The sequence below is a fragment of the Pandoraea sp. XJJ-1 genome (genome assembly GCF_026802345.1).
Lineage (GTDB): Bacteria > Pseudomonadota > Gammaproteobacteria > Burkholderiales > Burkholderiaceae > Pandoraea > Pandoraea cepalis.
Window position 1 is genome coordinate 2,143,704 of sequence record NZ_CP113827.1, and the last position, 20,471, is coordinate 2,164,174.

Annotated in this window: 20 protein-coding genes; 13 read left to right on the forward strand and 7 right to left on the reverse strand. The window is 62.7% G+C overall.

What is annotated here, in order from left to right; all coding sequences use genetic code 11:
- Positions 1 to 40: 40 nt before the first annotated feature.
- The 5 genes from cysT (at position 41) to OYT13_RS09800 (ending at position 5,304) form a co-directional block, all read left to right on the forward strand.
- The gene (gene cysT, locus OYT13_RS09780) at positions 41 to 841 is read left to right on the forward strand and encodes a sulfate ABC transporter permease subunit CysT (protein WP_442796486.1); all 801 of its coding nucleotides are present in this window, start codon (positions 41 to 43) and stop codon (positions 839 to 841) included.
- Between the two features lie 20 nt (positions 842 to 861).
- Positions 862 to 1,767 carry a sulfate ABC transporter permease subunit CysW gene (gene cysW / locus OYT13_RS09785; protein WP_261938706.1) on the forward strand — a complete coding sequence of 302 codons (906 nt, stop codon included), beginning with the start codon at positions 862 to 864 and terminating at the stop codon, positions 1,765 to 1,767.
- Between the two features lie 27 nt (positions 1,768 to 1,794).
- On the forward strand, positions 1,795 to 2,883 hold the full coding sequence (locus OYT13_RS09790) for a sulfate/molybdate ABC transporter ATP-binding protein (protein WP_268567642.1): 1,089 nt from the start codon (positions 1,795 to 1,797) through the stop codon (positions 2,881 to 2,883).
- Positions 2,884 to 3,138: 255 nt separating this feature from the next.
- On the forward strand, positions 3,139 to 4,077 hold the full coding sequence (locus OYT13_RS09795; protein ID WP_017232296.1) for a CysB family HTH-type transcriptional regulator: 939 nt from the start codon (positions 3,139 to 3,141) through the stop codon (positions 4,075 to 4,077).
- Positions 4,078 to 4,263: 186 nt separating this feature from the next.
- Positions 4,264 to 5,304 carry an asparaginase gene (locus OYT13_RS09800; RefSeq protein ID WP_017232295.1) on the forward strand — a complete coding sequence of 347 codons (1,041 nt, stop codon included), beginning with the start codon at positions 4,264 to 4,266 and terminating at the stop codon, positions 5,302 to 5,304.
- Between the two features lie 126 nt (positions 5,305 to 5,430).
- On the opposite strand, the gene glxR is transcribed toward OYT13_RS09800, so the two are convergent.
- The 3 genes from glxR to gcl all read right to left on the reverse strand — a co-directional run bounded on the left by glxR (position 5,431) and on the right by gcl (position 9,266).
- Complete coding sequence (gene glxR / locus OYT13_RS09805; RefSeq protein ID WP_017232294.1) at positions 5,431 to 6,312, reverse strand: 2-hydroxy-3-oxopropionate reductase; 882 nt, start codon at positions 6,310 to 6,312, stop codon at positions 5,431 to 5,433.
- Positions 6,313 to 6,551: 239 nt separating this feature from the next.
- Complete coding sequence (gene hyi / locus OYT13_RS09810; protein ID WP_017232293.1) at positions 6,552 to 7,343, reverse strand: hydroxypyruvate isomerase; 792 nt, start codon at positions 7,341 to 7,343, stop codon at positions 6,552 to 6,554.
- 156 nt (positions 7,344 to 7,499) lie between these two features.
- Positions 7,500 to 9,266 (reverse strand): glyoxylate carboligase, encoded by a 1,767-nt coding sequence (gene gcl / locus OYT13_RS09815; protein WP_017232292.1) that lies wholly within the window; start codon positions 9,264 to 9,266, stop codon positions 7,500 to 7,502.
- A 121-nt stretch (positions 9,267 to 9,387) separates the two neighbouring features.
- Here gcl and OYT13_RS09820 point away from each other — a divergent pair, with 121 nt between their 5' ends.
- The 8 genes from OYT13_RS09820 to OYT13_RS09855 all read left to right on the forward strand — a co-directional run bounded on the left by OYT13_RS09820 (position 9,388) and on the right by OYT13_RS09855 (position 15,342).
- The gene (locus tag OYT13_RS09820) at positions 9,388 to 10,299 is read left to right on the forward strand and encodes a LysR family transcriptional regulator (protein WP_017232291.1); all 912 of its coding nucleotides are present in this window, start codon (positions 9,388 to 9,390) and stop codon (positions 10,297 to 10,299) included.
- A 118-nt stretch (positions 10,300 to 10,417) separates the two neighbouring features.
- Positions 10,418 to 10,795, forward strand: a complete 378-nt coding sequence (gene rpsF, locus OYT13_RS09825; protein ID WP_017232290.1) for a 30S ribosomal protein S6 — start codon at positions 10,418 to 10,420, stop codon at positions 10,793 to 10,795.
- Between the two features lie 46 nt (positions 10,796 to 10,841).
- Positions 10,842 to 11,144, forward strand: coding sequence for a primosomal replication protein N (gene priB, locus OYT13_RS09830; RefSeq protein WP_017232289.1), 303 nt, complete (start codon positions 10,842 to 10,844; stop codon positions 11,142 to 11,144).
- Positions 11,145 to 11,146: 2 nt separating this feature from the next.
- Entirely contained in the window at positions 11,147 to 11,428 is a 282-nt protein-coding gene (gene rpsR / locus OYT13_RS09835) for a 30S ribosomal protein S18 (protein ID WP_017232288.1), read from the forward strand.
- 27 nt (positions 11,429 to 11,455) lie between these two features.
- Positions 11,456 to 11,908 carry a 50S ribosomal protein L9 gene (gene rplI, locus OYT13_RS09840; protein ID WP_017232287.1) on the forward strand — a complete coding sequence of 151 codons (453 nt, stop codon included), beginning with the start codon at positions 11,456 to 11,458 and terminating at the stop codon, positions 11,906 to 11,908.
- 301 nt (positions 11,909 to 12,209) lie between these two features.
- Positions 12,210 to 13,577 carry a replicative DNA helicase gene (locus OYT13_RS09845; RefSeq protein WP_026131664.1) on the forward strand — a complete coding sequence of 456 codons (1,368 nt, stop codon included), beginning with the start codon at positions 12,210 to 12,212 and terminating at the stop codon, positions 13,575 to 13,577.
- Between the two features lie 114 nt (positions 13,578 to 13,691).
- A complete protein-coding gene (locus OYT13_RS09850; RefSeq protein WP_017232285.1) occupies positions 13,692 to 14,318 on the forward strand; it encodes a DUF47 domain-containing protein in 627 nt (208 codons plus the stop codon).
- Positions 14,319 to 14,331: 13 nt separating this feature from the next.
- Positions 14,332 to 15,342: an inorganic phosphate transporter gene (locus OYT13_RS09855; protein WP_017232284.1), complete on the forward strand. Its 1,011-nt coding sequence runs from the start codon at positions 14,332 to 14,334 to the stop codon at positions 15,340 to 15,342.
- 372 nt (positions 15,343 to 15,714) lie between these two features.
- On the opposite strand, the gene OYT13_RS09860 is transcribed toward OYT13_RS09855, so the two are convergent.
- The 4 genes from OYT13_RS09860 to OYT13_RS09875 all read right to left on the reverse strand — a co-directional run bounded on the left by OYT13_RS09860 (position 15,715) and on the right by OYT13_RS09875 (position 20,265).
- Entirely contained in the window at positions 15,715 to 16,533 is an 819-nt protein-coding gene (locus OYT13_RS09860; RefSeq protein WP_150563552.1) for a C40 family peptidase, read from the reverse strand.
- A 231-nt stretch (positions 16,534 to 16,764) separates the two neighbouring features.
- Positions 16,765 to 18,507, reverse strand: a complete 1,743-nt coding sequence (locus OYT13_RS09865) for a PhoH family protein (protein ID WP_017232281.1) — start codon at positions 18,505 to 18,507, stop codon at positions 16,765 to 16,767.
- 332 nt (positions 18,508 to 18,839) lie between these two features.
- Positions 18,840 to 19,301, reverse strand: coding sequence for a peroxiredoxin (locus OYT13_RS09870; protein ID WP_150563550.1), 462 nt, complete (start codon positions 19,299 to 19,301; stop codon positions 18,840 to 18,842).
- Positions 19,302 to 19,359: 58 nt separating this feature from the next.
- A complete protein-coding gene (locus OYT13_RS09875) occupies positions 19,360 to 20,265 on the reverse strand; it encodes a polysaccharide deacetylase family protein (RefSeq protein ID WP_017232279.1) in 906 nt (301 codons plus the stop codon).
- Positions 20,266 to 20,471 lie beyond the last annotated feature (206 nt).

Sequence of the window (20,471 nt, forward strand, 5' to 3'; positions counted from 1 at the left end):
CTGGCGCAAGCCGAGTGCTTTGCCAGGATTTGGCCTGACGATGGGCTACACGGTCGGCTATCTGAGCCTCGTGGTGTTGGTGCCGCTGCTGATGGTTTTCATCAAGGCCAGCTCGCTCGATTGGGCGAGCTTTATCGCCGCCGTGAGTTCGCCGCGCGTGTTGGCCTCATACCGCCTCACGTTCGGCCTGTCGCTCGCGGCGGCCATGCTCAACGCCGTGTTCGGTGTCGTGCTGGCGTGGGTGCTCGTGCGCTACTCATTCCCCGGCAAGCGTTTCGTCGATGCGCTGATCGACCTGCCATTTGCCTTGCCGACGTCGGTCGCGGGGATCGTGCTGGCCTCGATCTACGCGCCGAACGGCTGGATCGGACGCTGGTTCGCGCTGCTCGATCTCAAGATCGCGTTTACGCCGTTGGGCATCTTCGTGGCGCTGACATTTATCGGATTGCCGTTCGTTGTGCGCACGCTCCAGCCGGTGCTCGAGGAATTTGAATGCGAACAGGAAGAGGCCGCCGCGTGTCTGGGCGCAACACGTTGGCAGACACTGCGTCACGTCATTCTCCCCGCGGTGCTGCCTGCGCTACTGACCGGTTTTGCGCTGGCGTTTGCGCGCGCGGTGGGGGAGTACGGCTCGGTCATCTTCATTGCCGGCAACATTCCGATGGTCTCGGAAATCTCGTCACTGCTGATCGTCACCAAGCTCGAGCAGTACGACTATGCGGGCGCCGCGGCACTGGCTGTGGTGATGCTGGTGATCTCATTCGTGTTGCTGCTGCTGATCAATACCCTGCAATGGTGGCTGCAACGCCGCCATGCGGGCCGACGCGCCAGTGGCGCTTGATTCAAGAGAACGTCTCGCTCATGTCCGATTCACTTGCGCTGTCGCGCGCCTTGCTGCAACCGATCCAGGCCCGCCAGGTCAATCCGACCGACGAGCCGGCGTTCGTCAAGGGCGCACTCATTGCCGTGGCGCTGTTGTTCTTCGCTTTGTTTCTGCTCTTGCCGCTCGCGTCGGTCTTCGTCACCGCGCTGGGCAAAGGCTTCCCCGCGTATTGGGACGGGTTGACGAACGACGACGCGCTGTCAGCGCTTCGTCTCACGCTGCTGGTCGCCGTCATTGCCGTGCCGCTGAACCTGGTGTTCGGTGTGGCGGCGTCGTGGGCGATTGCGCGTTTCGACTTCAAGGGCAAGAGCGTGTTGACGACGCTCATCGACTTGCCGTTCTCGGTCTCGCCGGTGATCGCGGGCATCACGTTCCTGCTGATCTTCGGTCGTCAGGGGCCGCTGTGGGACTTTCTCGACGCGCACAACCTGAAGGTCGTGTTCGCGCTGCCTGGACTGATACTCGCGACGGTGTTCGTCACGTTCCCATTCGTCGCGCGCGAATTGATCCCGCTCATGCAGGCGCAGGGCAGCGAAGAGGAGGAGGCGGCGCGCGTGCTGGGGGCCAGCGGGTGGCAGATATTCACGCGCGTGACGCTGCCGAAAATCAAATGGGGCCTGCTGTATGGCGTGATCCTTTGCAATGCCCGGGCGATGGGTGAGTTCGGTGCCGTGTCGGTCGTCTCCGGCCATATTCGCGGCGAGACGAACACGCTGCCGCTGCACGTGGAAATTGAATACAACGACTACCACACGGTGGGCGCGTTCGCGGCGGCGTCGATTCTCGCGATGCTCGCGCTCGCCACGCTGGCGCTGAAGCTGTGGGCTGAGCGCAAGCTGGCGCAGGACAAGGCAGCGCGTCGCGAAGACGTCGTGCCGGCCTGAGCCGATATTGATTCGAGGAGCAAGACCATGAGCATTCAGGTACAACGGGTGTCAAAACGCTTCGGCGATTTTGCGGCGCTCGATGACGTCACGCTGGAATTCCCGACAGGCGAACTGGTCGCGCTGCTGGGGCCGTCCGGCTGCGGCAAGACCACACTGCTGCGTATCGTCGCGGGCCTGGAGTTCGCCGACGCCGGTCGCGTCGTGCTCAACGGCGAGGACGTGGCGACGGTCGGCACGCGCGAGCGTCAGGTCGGCTTCGTGTTTCAGCACTATGCGCTCTTCCGTCACATGACCGTGTTCGAGAATGTGGCGTTCGGGCTGCGCGTGAAGTCGCGCCGCGAGCGGCTCACGGACGCGCAGATCCGCGCCAAGGTGCATGAACTGCTTGGCCTGGTGCAACTCGACTGGCTGGCCGATCACTATCCGGCGGAACTCTCGGGCGGTCAGCGTCAGCGCATTGCGTTGGCGCGTGCACTGGCCGTCGAGCCGAAGGTGCTGCTGCTCGACGAACCGTTCGGGGCGCTCGATGCCAAGGTGCGCAAGGAATTGCGTAGCTGGCTTCGCCGTCTGCACGACGAGCTGCACATCACCACGGTCTTCGTCACGCACGACCAGGAAGAGGCGCTCGAAGTGGCCGACCGTATAGTGCTGATGAATCGCGGCAGCGTCGAACAGATCGGCGCGCCACAGGACGTGTACGACACGCCGCGCAGCCCGTTCGTCTATGAGTTTCTCGGCGCCGTGAACCGGCTGCCGGGCGAGTTGCGCACGCACGACTTCATTGCCGATGTCGGTGCCGGTGCCGGCGCGTTTCGCGTGACGGTGCACAAGGACGATTTGCCCGCTGCGCCGCCGGACGGTCGCGTGATGGCGTATGTGCGTCCGCACGATCTTGCGCTGCTGCCGGCGCACGACGGTGGGCCGGGGATCGACGTGGCCGTGCGCCGCGCCATTCCGCTGGGCGGCACCGTGCGCGTGGAACTTGCCGCGCCGGGAGGGGCGGTGTGGGAAGCGGAACTGACTCGCGCTGGCTGGCAGGCGCTCGGCGCGCAAAGTGGTGCGCCGATGCGGGCGGTGCCGCGTCAGTTGCGGGTGTTTGCCGCGCCGGCGTGAGCCGCACGACAAAACGACGGCGCTAGTCCACGCGACCTGGGGGCGCCACGCCTAACGACCTGACAGACGATCTAACCAACGACCGGACAAGACGTAGCGAACAAGGCCTAGCAAATACGACGTAGCAAATACGACGTAGCAAACACGACGTAGCAAACACGACGTAGCAAACACGACGTCACGTACAGGACCTTACGAACAAGACGTCATGAACAAGACGTCATGAACCGGCAAGCCACAGGGTGGAGTCCCCTCATGAATTTTCAGCAATTGCGCTACGTGCGCGAAGCCGTTCGGCAGAATCTCAACCTGACGGAAGCCGCCAGTGCGCTGTACACGTCGCAGTCGGGCGTGAGCAAGCAGATCAAGGATCTCGAAGACGAACTGGGCGTGGATGTTTTCGTGCGTCGCGGCAAGCGGCTCACGGGGCTGACCGAGCCAGGCAAGGCCGTGCTGCAACTGATCGAGCGCATGTTGCTCGACGCCGAGAACTTGCGCCGTGTGGCGCGTCAGTTCGCGGATCAGGACAGCGGCCATCTCGTGCTGGCGACGACCCACACGCAGGCGCGCTATGCGCTGCCGCAGGTCATCAAGCAATTCACGAGCGTGTTCCCAAAGGTGCAACTGGCGTTGAGGCAGGGCAGCCCGCGTCAGATTGCACAGATGGTGATCGACGGCGAGGCCGACATCGGCATCACGACCGAGGCGCTCGATCGCTTTCCCGATATCGTCACGTTCCCGTGCTATTCGTGGCATCACGTCGCCGTCGTGCCGAAGGATCATCCGCTCGTCGGGCGAGCGGGCGTCACGCTGGCGGAGATCGCCGACTATCCAATCATCACCTATGACGGCGACTTCACGGGGCGCTCGCACGTGGACAAGGCGTTCTCGGACCAGGGTCTGGTGCCGGACATCGTGCTCACCGCGCTCGATACGGACGTGATCAAGACATACGTCGAGCTGGGATTGGGGGTGGGGATCGTGGCGGCGATGGCTGTCGATCCGCGCAAGGACCAGGATCTGGTGGTGCTGGAACTCGACAACGCGTTCGAGCCGAGCACGACGCGCATCGGCGTTCGCCGCGGGGCGTTTCTGCGCTCGTATGCTTACCGCTTCATCGAAATGCTCGCCCCGGCGCTCAAGGAGCAGGACATCTCGACGCAACTGCGCGAAGCGCTTGAATTTGCGGCCTGATGCGTCGTCGCGCCGGGCCGCATGGGCGGCCTGCTCAAGCGGCGCCGGGCGTTGCCTGATGTCGTCCCGCGTTGTCGGGCGCGCCGCTGCCCGTCGGCCGTGACCCGGCCGCGATCCCGTTCAACGCGGCGGGTTCCATATTTTCAGCGATTGGGAAGCCGGGCAGTATTGGATACAATTACTGCCATGACTTCGACCTCATTCAACCCGATTCCCCACTACACGGTGTCATCGGGCGATCTGCCGCGCATTGCGTTGCTCGCCACGGGTGGCACGATCGCGGGCAGCGCGTCCGACGCCACGCGTACCGCCGCTTATCAAGCCGGGGCGCTCGGTGTCCAGGACTTGCTCGCGGCGGTTCCGGCGCTGGGCAGCGTTGCGCATATCCACGCGGAGCAGGTCGCGCAGATCGATAGCAAGGACATGAGCGTGGCGCTTTGGCAGAAGCTGGCCGCGCGCGTGAATGCGTTGCTCTCGCAGCCCGATGTGGCCGGGGCGGTGATTACCCATGGCACCGATACGCTTGAAGAAACGGCGTACTACCTGCATCTGACGGTCAACAGTCGCAAGCCGGTGGTGCTGACCGCGGCGATGCGGCCCGCGACGGCGCTCTCGGCTGACGGCCCGCTCAACCTGCTCAACGCCGTGCGCGTGGCCACCGACCCGATTTCGGCCGGGCGCGGCGTGATGGTCGCCATCAACAACCAGATTCATTGCGCGCGCGACGTCATCAAGACGAGTACCTACAAGGTCGATGCGTTTCACTCGCCGGAGATCGGCGTGCTTGGCTGGGTGCAGGACGAGCGCGTGGCGTATCAACGTGCGGCGTTGCAGTACCACACCGTCGAAAGCGAGTTCGTCGGGCTGTCGGGCGAGTTGCCGGCTGTCGAGGTGGTCTCGAGTTATGCGGGGGTGTCGCGGATCGCCGTCGACGCCCTGGTGGAAGCCGGCGTGCAGGGCATCGTGGTGGCGGGCACGGGCAACGGCTCGCTGCATTCATTGCTGCAACAGGCGCTGGCCGAAGCGGTGCAGCGCGGTGTGACGGTCGTGCGCGCCGCGCGGGTGGGCAGCGGACATGTCATGCACAACGGCGCGGCACCCGACGATCAGTATGGCTTCGTGAGCGCAGGCAACCTGCATCCGTTCAAGGCGCGTGTCTTGCTGATGCTCGCGTTGCAGGCGGGCGTGCCGCGCGAGCGCATGCAGAGCTTGTTTGACGAGTATTGAACCAGCCAAGCGCCGGCGCATAAAAAAGCGACCCTCAACGAAAAGGCGCCGAACCTTGCGGCCCGGCGCCCGTCGTCATCCACCGCATCTCCCTGATGGCCTGACGCTCCCTACGCGGTCAATGCTTTACGCCACGGTATGGTTAGCCAGCATTTCCAGCGCGCGCACCATGCCCGAGTGATCCCACGCGGCGCCGCCGTTTGCGGCACACGCGTTGAACAGCTCCTGGCACGTGGCCGTGTTCGGCAGCGACACGCCGAGGGCCTTGGCGCTCTGCAGCGCCAGATTCAGATCCTTCTGGTGCAGGGCAATGCGGAAGCCCGGTTCGAAGTTGCGCTTGACCATGCGCTCGCCGTGCACTTCGAGAATGCGCGACGATGCGAAGCCGCCCATCAGCGCCTCACGCACCTTCGCGGGATCGGCACCGGCCTTCGACGCGAACAGCAAAGCCTCACCTACGGCTTCGATCGTCAGCGCGACCACGATCTGGTTGGCGACCTTGCAGGTCTGGCCGGCACCGCTCTCGCCCACGAGCGTGATGTTCTTGCCCATCAATTCGAAGAACGGCTTCACATCGTCGAACGCCGCTTGCGAGCCGCCGACCATGATCGACAGCGTGGCGCCTTTTGCGCCGACTTCACCGCCCGAGACCGGGGCGTCGAGGTATTCGCAGCCCAGCGCCTTGACCTTCTTGGCGTATTCCTTCGTTTCGATCGGCGAGATGGAGCTCATGTCCACGACGATCTTGCCTGCCGACAGGCCTTCGGCCAGACCGTCCTGACCGAACAGGACGGCACCCACATCAGGGGTATCCGGCACCATCACGAAGACGATGTCGGCGCGTTTGGCGACTTCCTTGGCCGACGTGCAAACCGTGGCCTGACCGTCGATCAGGTCTTGCGGGGGCGTGCGGCGCTCATACAGGAACAGCTTGTGACCGGCATTTTGCAGATGCTTCGCCATCGGCGCGCCCATGATGCCCAGACCAATGAAACCGAGTTGTGCCATTTCGTAACTCCTTGTTGCCAAAGTGTGATGTGGTGTCGCTGACGCTCAGACGAGCGGGGCGGTGACGCCTTATCGCGGCGCCCCCGTGCTCCGGCCGCATGCCCCCTGCATGCGGCCGGCGGGGCCCTTCCTCGTCGAAACCCGGTCAGCCGGCGCACCGCCTCGGGCGGATACGCCTTCGTTTCTTCCGCGTGCCACCGGGGGAGGTGTCGCGCGGTGGGTATGGGGGCGCGTAGGAATTACGCCGCTTCGCGCAGCCCCGCTGCCTTGAACCAGCCGAGGCCCTCGGTCGTGGTGGTGGCCGGTTTGTACTCGCAACCGATCCATCCTTGGTAGCCAATGCGGTCGAGGAACGCGAACAGGTAGGCGTAGTTGATCTCGCCCGTGCCCGGCTCGTTGCGGCCCGGGTTGTCCGCCAGTTGCACGTGAGCGATGCGCGCCAGATTCGTCTCGATGGTCTTGGCGAGTTCGCCTTCCATGCGCTGCATGTGATAGATGTCGTACTGCAGGAACAGGTTGTCCGAACCCACGGCGTCGAAGATCTCCAACGCCTGCTTCGTGCGGTTCACGAAGAAGCCGGGAATGTCGTACGTGTTGATCGGCTCGACCAGCAGTCGGATGCCTTCGGCCTTGAGGGCATCGGCGGCGAAGCGCAGGTTACCCACGAGCGTGTCTTGCGCGACTTGCGTCGACAGGTCCGCGCCTTGCTTGCCCACGAGGCAGTTCAGTTGCTTCACACCCAGCGCCTTGGCGTAGGTGATGGCTTCGCCCACGCCGTCGCGGAATTCGGCCACGCGCTCGGGGAAGATCGCGATGCCGCGCTCGCCCGCATCCCAGTTGCCAGCGGGCAGGTTGTGCAGCACGAGATCGAGCTGGTACTGGTTCAGCTTGTCAGCGATCTGGTCGCGATGAAACGCGTACGGGAACAGGAACTCCACGCCGCGAAAGCCCGCTGCGGCGGCCGCCTTGAAGCGGTCGAGGAACGGCACCTCGTTGAACAGCATGGTCAGATTGGCGGCAAATTTCGGCATTGCGCTGACTCCTCTTTCTCTCTTTTAGGGGGTGGTTTCGACGATTTCGATGCCAGGGTGTTGCAAGGTTGCGGGGCGCCTGCTTTTTTCGTTCAAGGGGTCTAGCCGAGAGCGCAGGGGACGCACGCGCCCCGCAAACCGTTTTACAGCGTTGACTTACGCCGACACTGCGTTGTCTTCTTCCACCACGTCGATGATGTCTTCGAACTCGTTGACGTTGTTGATCTCGGTGCCCATCGCAATGTTGGTCACACGCTCGAGAATCACTTCCACGATCACCGGCACGGAGAACTCGGCCATCAGCTTGCGGGCCTGGGCGAACGCCGGCTGGATGTCGTTCGGCTGGAACACACGGATCGCCTTCACGCCGAGGCCTTCGGCCACCTTCACGTGATCGACGCCGTAACCGTTGACTTCCGGCGAGTTCACGTTCTCGAACGCGAGCTGCACGCAGTAGTCCATGTCGAAGTTGCGCTGCGCCTGACGGATCAGGCCCAGGTACGAGTTGTTCACGACCACGTGGATGTACGGCACCTTGAACTGCGCGGCCACGGCCAGTTCTTCGATCATGAACTGGAAGTCATAGTCGCCCGAGATCGCCACCACGTCCGACGACGGCGAGGCAACCTTCGCCCCGATGGCGGCCGGCACCGTCCAGCCCAGCGGGCCTGCCTGGCCGCAGTTGATCCAGTGGCGTGGCTTGTTCACGTGCAGGAACTGCGCGGCGGCGATCTGCGACAGACCGATGGTCGAGACATAGCGCACATCGCGACCGAAGAATGCGTTCATTTCCTGATACACGCGCTGCGGCTTGATCGGCACCTGATCGAAGTCCGTGCGGCGCAGCATGGTGCGCTTGCGCTTCTGGCAATCGGCCACCCATTGCGCACGATCCGGCAGACGGCCGGCGGCCTTCAGTTCCTTGGCAACTTCCACGAACAGCGTGAGCGCGGCCTTGGCGTCGGAGACGATGCCGTAGTCCGGACCGAACACGCGGCCGATTTGCGTCGGCTCGATGTCGACGTGCACGAACTTGCGGCCCTTGGTGAATACGTCGACGCTGCCCGTGTGGCGATTGGCCCAGCGGTTGCCGATGCCCATCACGAAGTCCGACGCGAGCATCGTCGCATTGCCGAAGCGATGCGAGGTCTGCAGTCCGACCATGCCGGCCATGAGCGGATGGTCGTCGGCAATGGTGCCCCAGCCCATGAGCGTGGGCACGACCGGCACGTTCACGGTCTCGGCGAACTCGACGAGCAGGTCGGCGGCGTCGGCATTGATCACACCACCGCCCGAGACGATAAGCGGGCGCTCCGATGCGACCAGCATCTGAATGGCCTTCTCGATCTGGGCGCGCGTGGCCGCGGGCTTGTACACCGGCAGCGGTTCGTAGGTGTCCGGATCGAATTCGATCTCGGCAACCTGCACGTCGAACGGCAGATCGATGAGCACCGGACCCGGACGGCCCGAGCGCATCAGGTGGAATGCCTGCTGGAACACGCGCGGCACGAGCGCGGGCTCGCGCACCGTCACGGCCCACTTGGTGACCGGCTTGGCGATCGTCTCGATGTCGACAGCCTGGAAATCTTCCTTGTACAGACGGGCGCGCGGCGCCTGACCCGTGATGCAGAGGATGGGAATCGAATCGGCCCAGGCGGAGTACAGGCCGGTAATCATGTCGGTGCCCGCAGGCCCCGAGGTGCCGATGCACAGGCCGATATTGCCGGCTTCGGCGCGGGTGTAACCTTCGGCCATGTGGGACGCGCCCTCGACGTGGCGTGCGAGCACGTGCTCCACGCTGCCGGCCTTGCGCATTGCCGAATAGAACGGGTTGATGGCAGCACCGGGCACACCGAATGCGGTGGTGACACCTTCTTTCTCGAGCACTCGAATTGCGGCCTCTACGGCGGTCATCTTGGCCATGTGACGTCTCCAATGGGTAATGAGTCAATGTGTTGGAAGCCACTTTAAGCCGGTACGATTTGTTTGATAAGATCACAAAAGATCGTTTTTTTAAGAACAAAAAGTATCGAATGGAGGGGGCATGGACCGATTCAAACAGATCGAAACCTTCGTGCAGGTGGCCGAAGCGGGCAGTCTGGCCGCCGCGGCCTTAAAGGAAGGGGTCTCGCCGGTGATCCTCGGAAGGCGCATCGACGCGCTCGAAAAGCGTCTGGGCATCAAGCTGATGTACCGCTCGACACGACGGCTTGCGTTGTCGGAAGAGGGCGGCGCGTTCCTAGAGCGGTGCAAACAGTTGCTCGGCGACTGGGAGATGGCCGAGAACGAAATCAGCGCGGGGCGTCATGCCGTTTCGGGGCACCTGATCGTGTCGGCGCCGGCGGCGTTCGGGCGCAAGCACGTCGCGCCGCATGCGCCGGCGTTCCTGCGCCTGCACCCCGAGGTGCAGATTTCGTTCAACCTGACCGACCGCGTGGTCGACCTCGTGCGCGAGGGGTACGACATGGGCATTCGCATCGGCGGCTCGGTCGATCCGAATTTCGTGGCTGTCAAACTCGCCCAGAACCGGCGCGTGGTGTGCGGCACCCCGGCATATTTCGCCCGCTACGGTCGTCCGAAGACGCTCGAAGACCTGGCCAGGCACAACTGCCTCGCGTTCAACCTGCAAGGCGGCCAGCAGCGCGGTTGGTACTTCAAGCGCCAGGGCAAGCTCGTGACGATTCGCGTGGCGGGCAGTCTGGACTGCAACGACGGCGAGTTGCTGCACCGCTGGTCACTGGAGGGCATCGGGCTGGGCTGGCGCTCGACGTGGGAAATCCAGCGCGAACTGCTCTCCGGCGAACTGGAGACCGTGCTCGACGAGTACGCGTTACCTGACTACGACATCCTCGCCGTGTACCCCCAACAGCGCTTCCAGCCCGCGCGGGTGCGCCTGTTCATCGAGCAACTGCGGCAAATCTATGCCCGTCCGAACTATTGGCTGGAAAACACTTGACCGGTCCTGATGAGACGGCAGTTGATGATCGACGTGAAATCCGCTAGAATCGCGGGTTCTGCAACCTTGCTGCACTGGTTTTGACGCCCGGGCGGCTTTGTCCATAAGGAGCTTATATATGCGTCATTATGAAATCGTATTTATCGTTCACCCCGATCAGAGCGAGCAAGTGCCTGCGATGATCGAGCGCTACAAGAGCATGGTGACGGCCAAGGCCGGTCAGATCCATCGCATCGAAGACTGGGGCCGTCGTCAACTGGCGTACATGATCGAGAAGCTGGCCAAGGCTCACTACGTCTGCATGAACATCGAATGCGACCAGGAAACCCTGGACGAGCTGGAACACGCATTCAAGTTCAACGACGCCGTGCTGCGCCACCTCGTGGTTCGCATGAAGAAGGCCGAGACCGCACCGTCGCCGATGATGAAGGAAGTGGCCCGCGAAGAAGCCAAGAAGGCTGCCGCCACGCCCGCGACCGAAGCTGCCGCATCGTAATTAGCGCACCGGAACGCATCAGGGAATCCACGGAAACGTCGACCGCGTGAATCGCTTACGGCTTGAAGCCAGCATCGTCGAAATCGGCACGCTGCGCTATACCCCAGCCGGGCTTCCCGTGATCGAGGTCACGCTGGCCTATGCGGGAACCGTCGAAGAGTCGGGCGTGGCCCGGCAAGTCGAGTTCTCGATGCCAGCCGTTGCGATCGGTCCCCTCAGTGCCAAAGTCATGGCGTTGGGACTGGAGAAACCGGCCCAGTGGGCAGGGTTTCTGGCCAAGAAGCATCGCAATAGCCGCACCCTGGTGTTTCACATCACAGCATTGCAAGTATTTGAAAAGGATTGTTGAACATGCCGCGTCCTAACGGTAAAAACAAGAAGTTTGATCGCCGCCGCCAACAGCAAAACCCGCTGTTCAAGCGCAAGAAGTTCTGCCGCTTCACCGTCGCTGGTGTTGACCAGATCGATTACAAGGATATCGAGACGCTGAAGGACTTCATCGGCGACAACGGCAAGATCACCCCGGCTCGCCTGACGGGCACCAAGGCGCACTACCAGCGCCAGCTCGACACGGCCATCAAGCGCGCGCGTTTCCTCGCGCTGATGCCGTACACCGATCTGCACGGTGCTTAATCGCCAGTCGACGAAGGAGAATAGATAATGCAAGTGATTCTGCTGGAAAAAGTCGTCAACCTGGGTAACCTGGGCGACATCGTGAAGGTCAAGGATGGTTTCGCACGTAACTTCCTGATCCCGACCAAGAAGGCGCGTCGCGCCACCAAGGACGCGATCGCCGAGTTCGAAGTTCGCCGTGCCGACCTGGAAAAGGCTGCCACCGAGAAGCTGGCTGCCGCACAAGCCGAAGGCGAAAAGCTGTCGGGCCTGACCGTGCAAATCTCGCAGAAGGCCGGCGTTGACGGTCGTCTGTTCGGTTCGGTCACCAACTTCGATATCGCCGAAGCCCTGGGCACCCAAGGTTTCAAGGTTGAAAAGATGCAAGTGCGCCTGCCGAATGGCCCGCTCAAGACCGTGGGTGACTTCCCGGTCCAAGTGTCGCTGCACACGGACGTCGTCGTCGACGTGAACGTGTCGGTGCTGGGCGAGCACGCGTAAGCCGTATCCGCGTCAGCTTCCCGACGCGAACAAAAAACGGAAGTCGGTCCGCCGGCTTCCGTTTTTTTATGTCTGTCCCCTCTGTGGTGTCGGTTGCCGGGCTTTCCGATGGCCGCGCATGCGCAGGTCTATGCCGACCGCGTCCCGGTTGCGCACTCCCTTCCACGTTCCTCACGTTCGATAGCGCTGCCTTATGTTGCCTCCCGGGAAACTGCTGAACAAAACACGTTCGGAAAAATCGCCGCGCAAGCGCGATTTCGCCGGATCGGATCGTGAGCGCGGGGGCGGTATAATGCCCGGCATGAACGCTCCCGATCCCCAACTCGATTCCCTCAAAGTGCCGCCGCACTCTATCGAGGCGGAGCAATCCGTGCTCGGTGGGCTGCTGCTCGACAACGGGGCGTGGGATCGAATCGGCGACTTTCTGGCCGAATCGGACTTTTACCGCTACGACCACCGGCTGATCTATCAGCACATCGGTCGGCTGATCGCCAGCGACCGTCCTGCCGACGTGATCACCGTTTTCGAATCGCTCACCTCAGCCGGCAAAGCCGAGGACGTGGGCGGGCTCGCCTACCTGAACGCCCTGGCGCAGAATACGCCGAGTGCCGCGAACATTCGTCGTTACGCGGAAATCGTGCGCGACCGTGCGGTGTTGCGCAAGCTCGTGACAGTCGCCGACGAAATTGCGTCAGATGCTTTCAATCCGCAGGGCAGGGAAGTGCGTCAGATGCTCGACGAGGCGGAAGCGAAGGTGTTTGCCATCGCGGAAGAAGGCTCGCGCAGCACGAACGGCTTCCTTGAACTGCAGCCGCTGCTCACGCAGGTGGTCGAGCGCATCGACGAGTTGTACCACCGCGAAGGCGGGAGCGACATCACCGGTATTCCGACGGGCTTCGTCGACCTGGATCGCATGACGTCGGGTTTCAACGGCGGCGATCTGATCATCGTGGCGGGCCGTCCTTCGATGGGTAAGACAACCTTCTCGATGAACATCGGCGAGCATATCGCCGTGGAAGAGGGGCTGCCGGTCGCCGTGTTCTCGATGGAAATGCCGGGCACGCAGCTGGCCATGCGTATGCTGGGGTCGGTGGGGCGTCTCGATCAGCATCGTCTTCGCACCGGCAAGCTGGTCGACGAAGACTGGCCGAAGCTCACGCACGCCATGCAGAAGATGAACGAGACGCAGCTTTTCGTCGACGAGACGCCTGCGCTCAATCCGATGGAGTTGCGCGCGCGCGCACGGCGTCTGGCACGTCAGTGCGGCAAGCTGGGGCTGATCATCATCGATTACCTCCAGCTCATGAGCGGTTCGGGCAACGGCGAGAACCGCGCGACCGAAATCTCCGAGATTTCGCGTTCGCTCAAGGGGCTCGCCAAGGAGCTGAACGTGCCGGTGATCGCGCTCTCACAGCTCAACCGCAGTCTTGAACAACGCCCGAACAAGCGTCCGGTCATGTCGGACTTGCGTGAATCGGGTGCTATCGAACAGGATGCCGACATCATCCTGTTCATCTATCGCGACGAAGTGTACAACCCCGATACGCCCGACAAGGGCACTGCCGAGATCATCATCGCAAAACAGCGTAATGGTCCTATCGGTCAGGTGCGTCTGGCGTTCATCGGTGCGTATACCAAGTTCGACAATCTGGCCGGTCCCCAATATTGACGCATTGATTTCCGCCCATTCGTAAGGGCGTGCGGTAACGCGCGCCCGCAACGAGGTAGAATGTGACGTTTTTGTGTCGACCCGTCCCCTATTAATATCCGGAGTTTTCCAATAATGTTCGGTCGCTTCATGCCCACCGAGGGCAAGTTCTTTGAGCTGTTCAACCAGCACGCGGCGTGTATGGTTGCCGGCAGCCGCGAGCTGTCTGCCATGCTCAACGATCTGCCCAATGCCGAGGCACGCACCGTTGCCGTGCAGAACAACGAGAAGAAAGCGGATCGCATCACGCACGAGACCATCGACCTGATGCACAAGACGTTCATCACGCCGTTCGATCGCGATGAAATCCACAAGTTGATCAGCACGATGGACGACATCCTGGATCTGATGGAGGACGTGGCGACAGCCGTGTGGATGTACGACGTCAAGAGCGTGCCGTCCGAGGCGCGCACGCTGGGCGAGATTTGTGTGAAGTGTTGCGAACGGGTGCAAAGCACCGTGGCGCTGCTCAATGACATGGATCGCGCGCGCGAGATCCTGAAGCTCTGCGAGGAAATCGACGGGCTCGAATCGGACGCCGACCGCCTGTTGCGTGCGTCGCTCTCGAAGCTGTTTCGCGAAGAATCCGACGTGAAGGAGCTGATCAAGCAAAAGGCCGTGTCCGAATTGCTCGAATCGGTGACCGATAAGTGCGAGGACGTTGCCAACATCATCGAAGGCATTGTGCTGGAAAACGCCTGAGCGGAGACTTTCGATGGCAACGCTGCACATCAGCCTTTGGCTGATCGGACTGTTGGTCGCACTTGCGCTCCTGTTCGACTTCATGAATGGCTTCCACGACGCCGCCAACTCGATCGCCACGGTGGTCTCGACGGGCGTGCTCAAGCCGCATCAGGCGGTGGCTTTTGCCGCCATGTTCAACGTGATCGCGCTGTTCGTCTTTCATCTGAAAGTCGCGGCGACGGTGGGCAAGGGGACGGTTCATCCCGAAATCGTGGATCACTACGTGATCTTCGGCGCCCTCGTCGGGGCGATCGCGTGGAACGTGATTACTTGGTACTACGGCATTCCGTCGAGTTCGTCGCACGCGCTGATCGGTGGATTGGTCGGCGCTGCGGTGGCCAAGGCCGGCACGGGTTCGCTTGTCACGAGTGGACTGCTGCAAACGGTCGCGTTCATTTTCATCTCGCCGCTGCTCGGTTTCGTGCTCGGTTCGTTCTTCATGCTGCTGGTGTCCTGGTTGTTCTTCCGAACGCCACCCGCGCGCGTCGACCGCTGGTTCCGCCGCCTGCAGCTGATTTCGGCCGGTATGTACAGCCTGGGACACGGCGGTAACGATGCCCAGAAGACCATCGGTATCATCTGGATGTTGCTGATCGCCGCGGGCATGTGGCCGCAGGAGGCTGCGGAACCGCCGCTGTGGGTGATCGTGGGCTGCTATCTGGCGATCGGTCTGGGCACCATGTTCGGTGGCTGGCGCATCGTGCGCACGATGGGGCAGAAGATCACCAAGCTCAAGCCGGTCGGTGGCTTCTGTGCCGAAACCGGCGGGGCGTTTACGCTGTTCTTCGCGTCGTGGCTCGGCGTGCCGGTCTCGACCACGCACACCATCACCGGCGCCATCGTGGGCGTTGGCGCCACGCGCAAGCTCTCTGCGGTGCGCTGGGGGGTGGCAGGCAACATCGTCTGGGCATGGGTGCTGACGATCCCGGCCTCGGCGTTCATCGCCGCGATCGCGTGGTGGGTCGGCAAGCAGATTCTGTGATGTCGGTTCGGCGGGCTGCCGTCTCATGACGGTGTGACCCGCCAGGGCAACAAAAAAAGCGGCTTCGGCCGCTTTTTTTGTGTCCTGCTTTAGCCCCCCGCGGGCGGCATGGCGCCATTGGCAGGCCGCATCGAGGCCATCGAGAGAATCAATTTCTATAGCCAATAGCGATCAATTACTATTCCGTCATAGTGTTTAATCGATTCCCGTGGGAGGCTAACATGACTGCATTGATCCATCGTTGCTTGCATCGCCGTCCGGTCACCACACTGGTGGGCGTCGCGATCAATGTCGGCGGCGCGGCGACGCTGCTTGCCCACCTGCGCTGATCCTTCAATTCACGCTCAACCGATGCTCGTCTGCCGGAAGTGATTACATCGAGCTGTTGGCGAAGCGAGCGATGGGATCGTCGTCCTGCGGGGCTGGGGCGGCAAGGTTGGCTGTGCGACTCGGCACCAAGACCTGCGGCGCTACCATCGGAGACGGAGTCGCCCCGGTAAGCGGGTGGTTCGGTGCGGTATTCGATGGGTTCACAGGCTCGCTCGGTGGCGTTGCCGCGGCGGGCGACTGAGCGAGCGAGGCCGGCGCCGACCGATTCACGTAAGTCGTATTACCTGCGGGTGCCTTGTTCGCTGCGACGCGTCGAACACCATCGATCCGGCGTGCCCAATATGGAATGAAGAGACTCTCCAGGCGCACTGTGCCGCCGGTGTTCGGCGCGTGTACGAACTGCCCCTGACCCACGTAGATGCCTACGTGCGAGTGGGCGCGTCCCGTCGTGTTGAAGAAGATAAGATCGCCCGAGGCGAGGTCGTCGCGCGCCAACGGTGTGCCCACACCACTCATGTCGGCCGTCGTGCGGGGCAGGTTCACGCCGGCGGCGCGCGCCACGACATAGCGCACGAGGCCGCTGCAATCGAAACCGGAATCCGGGGTGTTGCCGCCGTAGCGGTAAGGAATGCCAACGAGGCTCATCGCTTCGAGCGTAATCTCCTCCTGACCCGCGCTGCGCTCCGGCCCCATCGTTCGGTTGCCATAGTTCGCACTGCCGCCTTGTCGGATTGATGGACCCGACGAACAAGCCGCGACCAGCAACGTCAGCGCCAGCGTGCCCACGCAACGGCCCCACGCGTTCGGCGGGATAGCCGGATGCGTCACGTCGCGAGCGAGGAGGCGAGAGAACAGTCGCATGCGCCGAGTTTACGACGCTTATCGGGTCGATGCACCGTAAAAGCGCCGAAAGACGGGCGTTCTGTGGCATCGACGTCACAAATCAGCGGATTCCCGGATGACGCTGTCGTCGGTGCGCTCCGCCTTGGCGACGCCGGCGGTCAAAAAAAACGGCGCCCGAAGGCGCCGTCGTGTTGAGCATGGAGCGAAGCGCGTAGAGCGAAGAGGCTCGCCGTCCGCGGTCGGCAGACGTCAGAGGATTTCCGCCGCGTAGTCGGCCAGACGCGAACGTTCGCCGCGCGCCAGCGTGACGTGCCCGCTGTGTCCCCATCCCTTGAATCGATCGACCACGTAGGTGAGGCCCGAGCTGCCTTCGGTCAGGTACGGCGTATCGATCTGCGCGATGTTGCCCAGACAGATCAGCTTGGTCCCCGGGCCGGCACGCGTGACGAGCGTCTTCATCTGCTTCGGCGTAAGGTTCTGCGCCTCGTCGATGATGACGAACTTGTTCACGAACGTACGACCGCGCATGAAGTTCATGCTCTTGACCTTGAGTCGCGAGCGAATCAGTTCCTGCGTGGCCGCGCGGCCCCATTCGCCGGCGGAATCGTCGGTCTTTTGCAGCACTTCGAGGTTGTCGTCGAACGCGCCCATCCACGGTTGCATCTTCTCTTCCTCGGTGCCCGGCAGGAAGCCGATATCTTCACCGACGGGCACGGTCGCGCGCGTGATGATGATTTCGTTGTAGCGCTTCTCGTCAAGCGTTTGCGCCAGACCAGCGGCCAGCGCCAGTAGCGTCTTGCCGGTACCGGCCTGACCGAGCAGCGTGATGAAGTCCACTTCGGGATTCATCAGCAGGTTCAGCGCGAAGTTCTGCTCCCGGTTGCGCGCCGTGATGCCCCACACGTTGTTCTTGTGGTGTCCATAGTCGCGCAGCGTTTGCAGCAGCGCCGTCTTGCCGTTGATCTCGCGAACCTGCGCGTAGAACGGCGCCTCGCCGTTGTTCGTCTCCAGATAGACGAACTGGTTGATGAGGAAGCTCGCGCAGAGCGGCCCGGTAATGCGATAGAACGTGGTGCCGGTGCGATTGTCCTGCCAGCTCTCCATACCCTTGCCGTGCTTGGTCCAGAAGTCCGTCGGCAGGGGCATCACGCCCGAGTAGAGCAGATCGCTGTCCTCGAGCACCTTGTCGTTGAAGTAGTCTTCCGCGGGCAGGCCAAGCGCATGCGCCTTGACGCGCATGTTGATGTCCTTCGACACCAGCACGACCTGGCGATCGCGGAACTTGTCCTGCAATGCCCGCACGACGCCGAGAATCTGATTGTCGGCCTTGCCTTGCGGCAACCCGTCGAGCGGCGGCACGTCGGTCAGGTCGGTCTGGAAGTACAGGCGCCCCGTGGCGTCCTTGTTGCCAAGCCGCGAGAGGAGGATGCCTTCGACCATCGACTTCGTGCCGCTCTCGGCGACCAGCCCGTCAAGGGTGCGGCTCACCTGACGCGCATTGCGCGCCACTTCCGACATGCCCTTCTTGTGATTGTCCAACTCTTCCAACGTCATCATCGGCAGATAGACGTCGTGCTCTTCGAAGCGGAACAGGCTGCTTGGGTCGTGCATGAGCACGTTCGTGTCGAGCACGAAGAGCTTGGCGGGTTCCTGGTCCTTCAGACGTGCCCGTTTCGAACCCGTGCCCGTTGACGTAGGCTTGACGGCCTTGAGGGACGGTGTTGCCCCGTTCGACTCGGCCGCCGGCGGCGACTGGGGCGAGCGTGCGACAGGCGACGGTTGTACTGTCGTCTGCGGTGCCGCCGAGGGTTTAGGCACGACCTTCAATTCGGCCGCGCCGGCACCCGTGGCACCGGACGTCTCGCCCAGTGCGAGTTGCTCAGACGAGGGGATCGGTTTCTTGGCCTCCGTGCGCGAAGGTTTGAGGCGAGTGGGGAATTGTTCCGGGGCGAGCAACGAGCCCGGTTTGGTCGGCGCCGATGGCAATGGCATAGATTTCCCGTTCAAGAAAACACAACACGACTCGGCCGGGACAGACTGCGGTACCCCACGTCCCGGCAACAAAAAAGCCGCCTGCCCGGACGCACCGGAGAGGCGGCTTGGCTGAAGGCGCCGCCGTGGCAACGCCTGCAATAGTCTGGTTCAATGCGCTTCATCATTACGGCTGACTATAACGTCTCTTGCCGTGCTTGTATAGCGCCGAATGTCCGCACTGGCGGTCGCCTTCGGTCCTCGTGCAACACGCGACAGAAGCGCGCTTGCGCGGGGCCGGCGACGATGCCCGGCGCCCGATGCGCCGCGGCACTGACAAGCCCTCCAGCGGATCAGAGCGCCTGCACGACGCTCAGCACTTCGGTAACGTGATCGGGCACACGTACGCCGCGCCATTCGTTGCGCAATACGCCTTTTTCGTCGATCAGGAACGTGCTGCGTTCGATCCCCAGATGTTCCTTGCCATACAGTTTTTTCAGCTTGATGACACCGAACAATTGGCAAACTGCTTCGTCGCCGTCCGAGATCAGCGGGAAGGGCAGTTCGAGTTTTCGCTGGAAGTTTTCATGCGAGCGAAGGCTGTCGCGCGACACGCCAACGATTTGCGCCCCGGCTGCCTGAAACTGATCGTAGTTGTCGCGGAAGTTCATGCCTTCCGTCGTGCAGCCGGGGGTATTGTCCTTCGGGTAAAAATAGATCACCACCTTCTGGCCGCGATGCGCCTTGAGCGAAAAATCGCCGCCGGTGGCCGGTGCGGTGAAATCGGGCACGGGGGTGTCGATGGCTACCGTCACTATGGTCTCCTTGGGTGGCCTTGCAAGGCCGGAACGGGGAAGTGGATCGAAAGCGGGTTCAGGCAGTGGCCTGGCCCTCGAGAATCAGATCGCCCGAGCGGCCCGGAATTTCGCCCCACACGACGGGATGCGCCGGTAGCGAGGCAAGATCGAGCGTCTCGTAGTATTGGCCCATCGTCACCAGGGCGTGTCCCTGGCGGCGCCATCCAGCCAGCAATTGACGGAACAGCGGGGCCAGTTTCTGCCCTTCGAGTTCTGCGTGAAGGGTGAACACGTGATCTTGCGCCGGATCGCGGGTCAGGGCAAGCAGATGCTCGGCCACGCCGTCGAGGTCACGACCGTCGATGCCCAGCAACTCGTCGACCGTCGGCAGGGTCGTCGGCATCTGCACATGCTGTAGACGCACGCCATCGACGATGGGGTAGTGCGGGGCGATGCCGCGTCCGTCAGACGCATACTTCATGCCCCAGGCGTCGATCTGCCGAAACGCGTGCGGATTCATCTGCCAGCCGGCTGCCCCATGCGTGCGCGGCGGCGCACCGAAGACCTGGAGGAAGCGCGCATGGGCTTGCGACATCTGATGTTGCGTCCAGGCGGCGTCGCGTGTGCGCACGTTGTCTTGCCAATACGTGTGGTCCCACGTGTGGATGCCGGTCTCGTGGCCCGCGTCTCGCACAGTGCGCATGACGTCGGCCGCACGCCGCCCGATGTCCGGGCCGGGGAGCAACGTGCCGTACATGAGCGTTTTGAAGCCGTAGTGCTCGACCACCGAAGTGCGTGAAACTTTCTTCAAAAAGCCAGGACGGAAGACACGCTTGAGTGCCCAACCGGTGTGGTCCGGCCCGAGGCTGAACAGGAACGTCGCTTGCGCCTCGTGCTCGGCCAGTGCGGCGAGCAGATTGGGCACGCCTTCGCGTGTGCCGCGCAGCGTGTCGACGTCGATCTTCAGGACAATGTTGGCCATAGCCGCCCTTGAGTGAGATATCGCAATGACTTCGAGCGATATCCTGAACTGCGAAACAAACTACCGAGTCAAAAACGCCCGATGCGCCGAGGGCGCACCGGGCGTGCAATGCGAAGGGCTGCAATGGGCGGCAATGCGCTGCCCGTAACCCCGAGGCGGTAGGCCTGACGCAGGCCGCCCGACCGTGTCGCGGATGTCCCTGACTG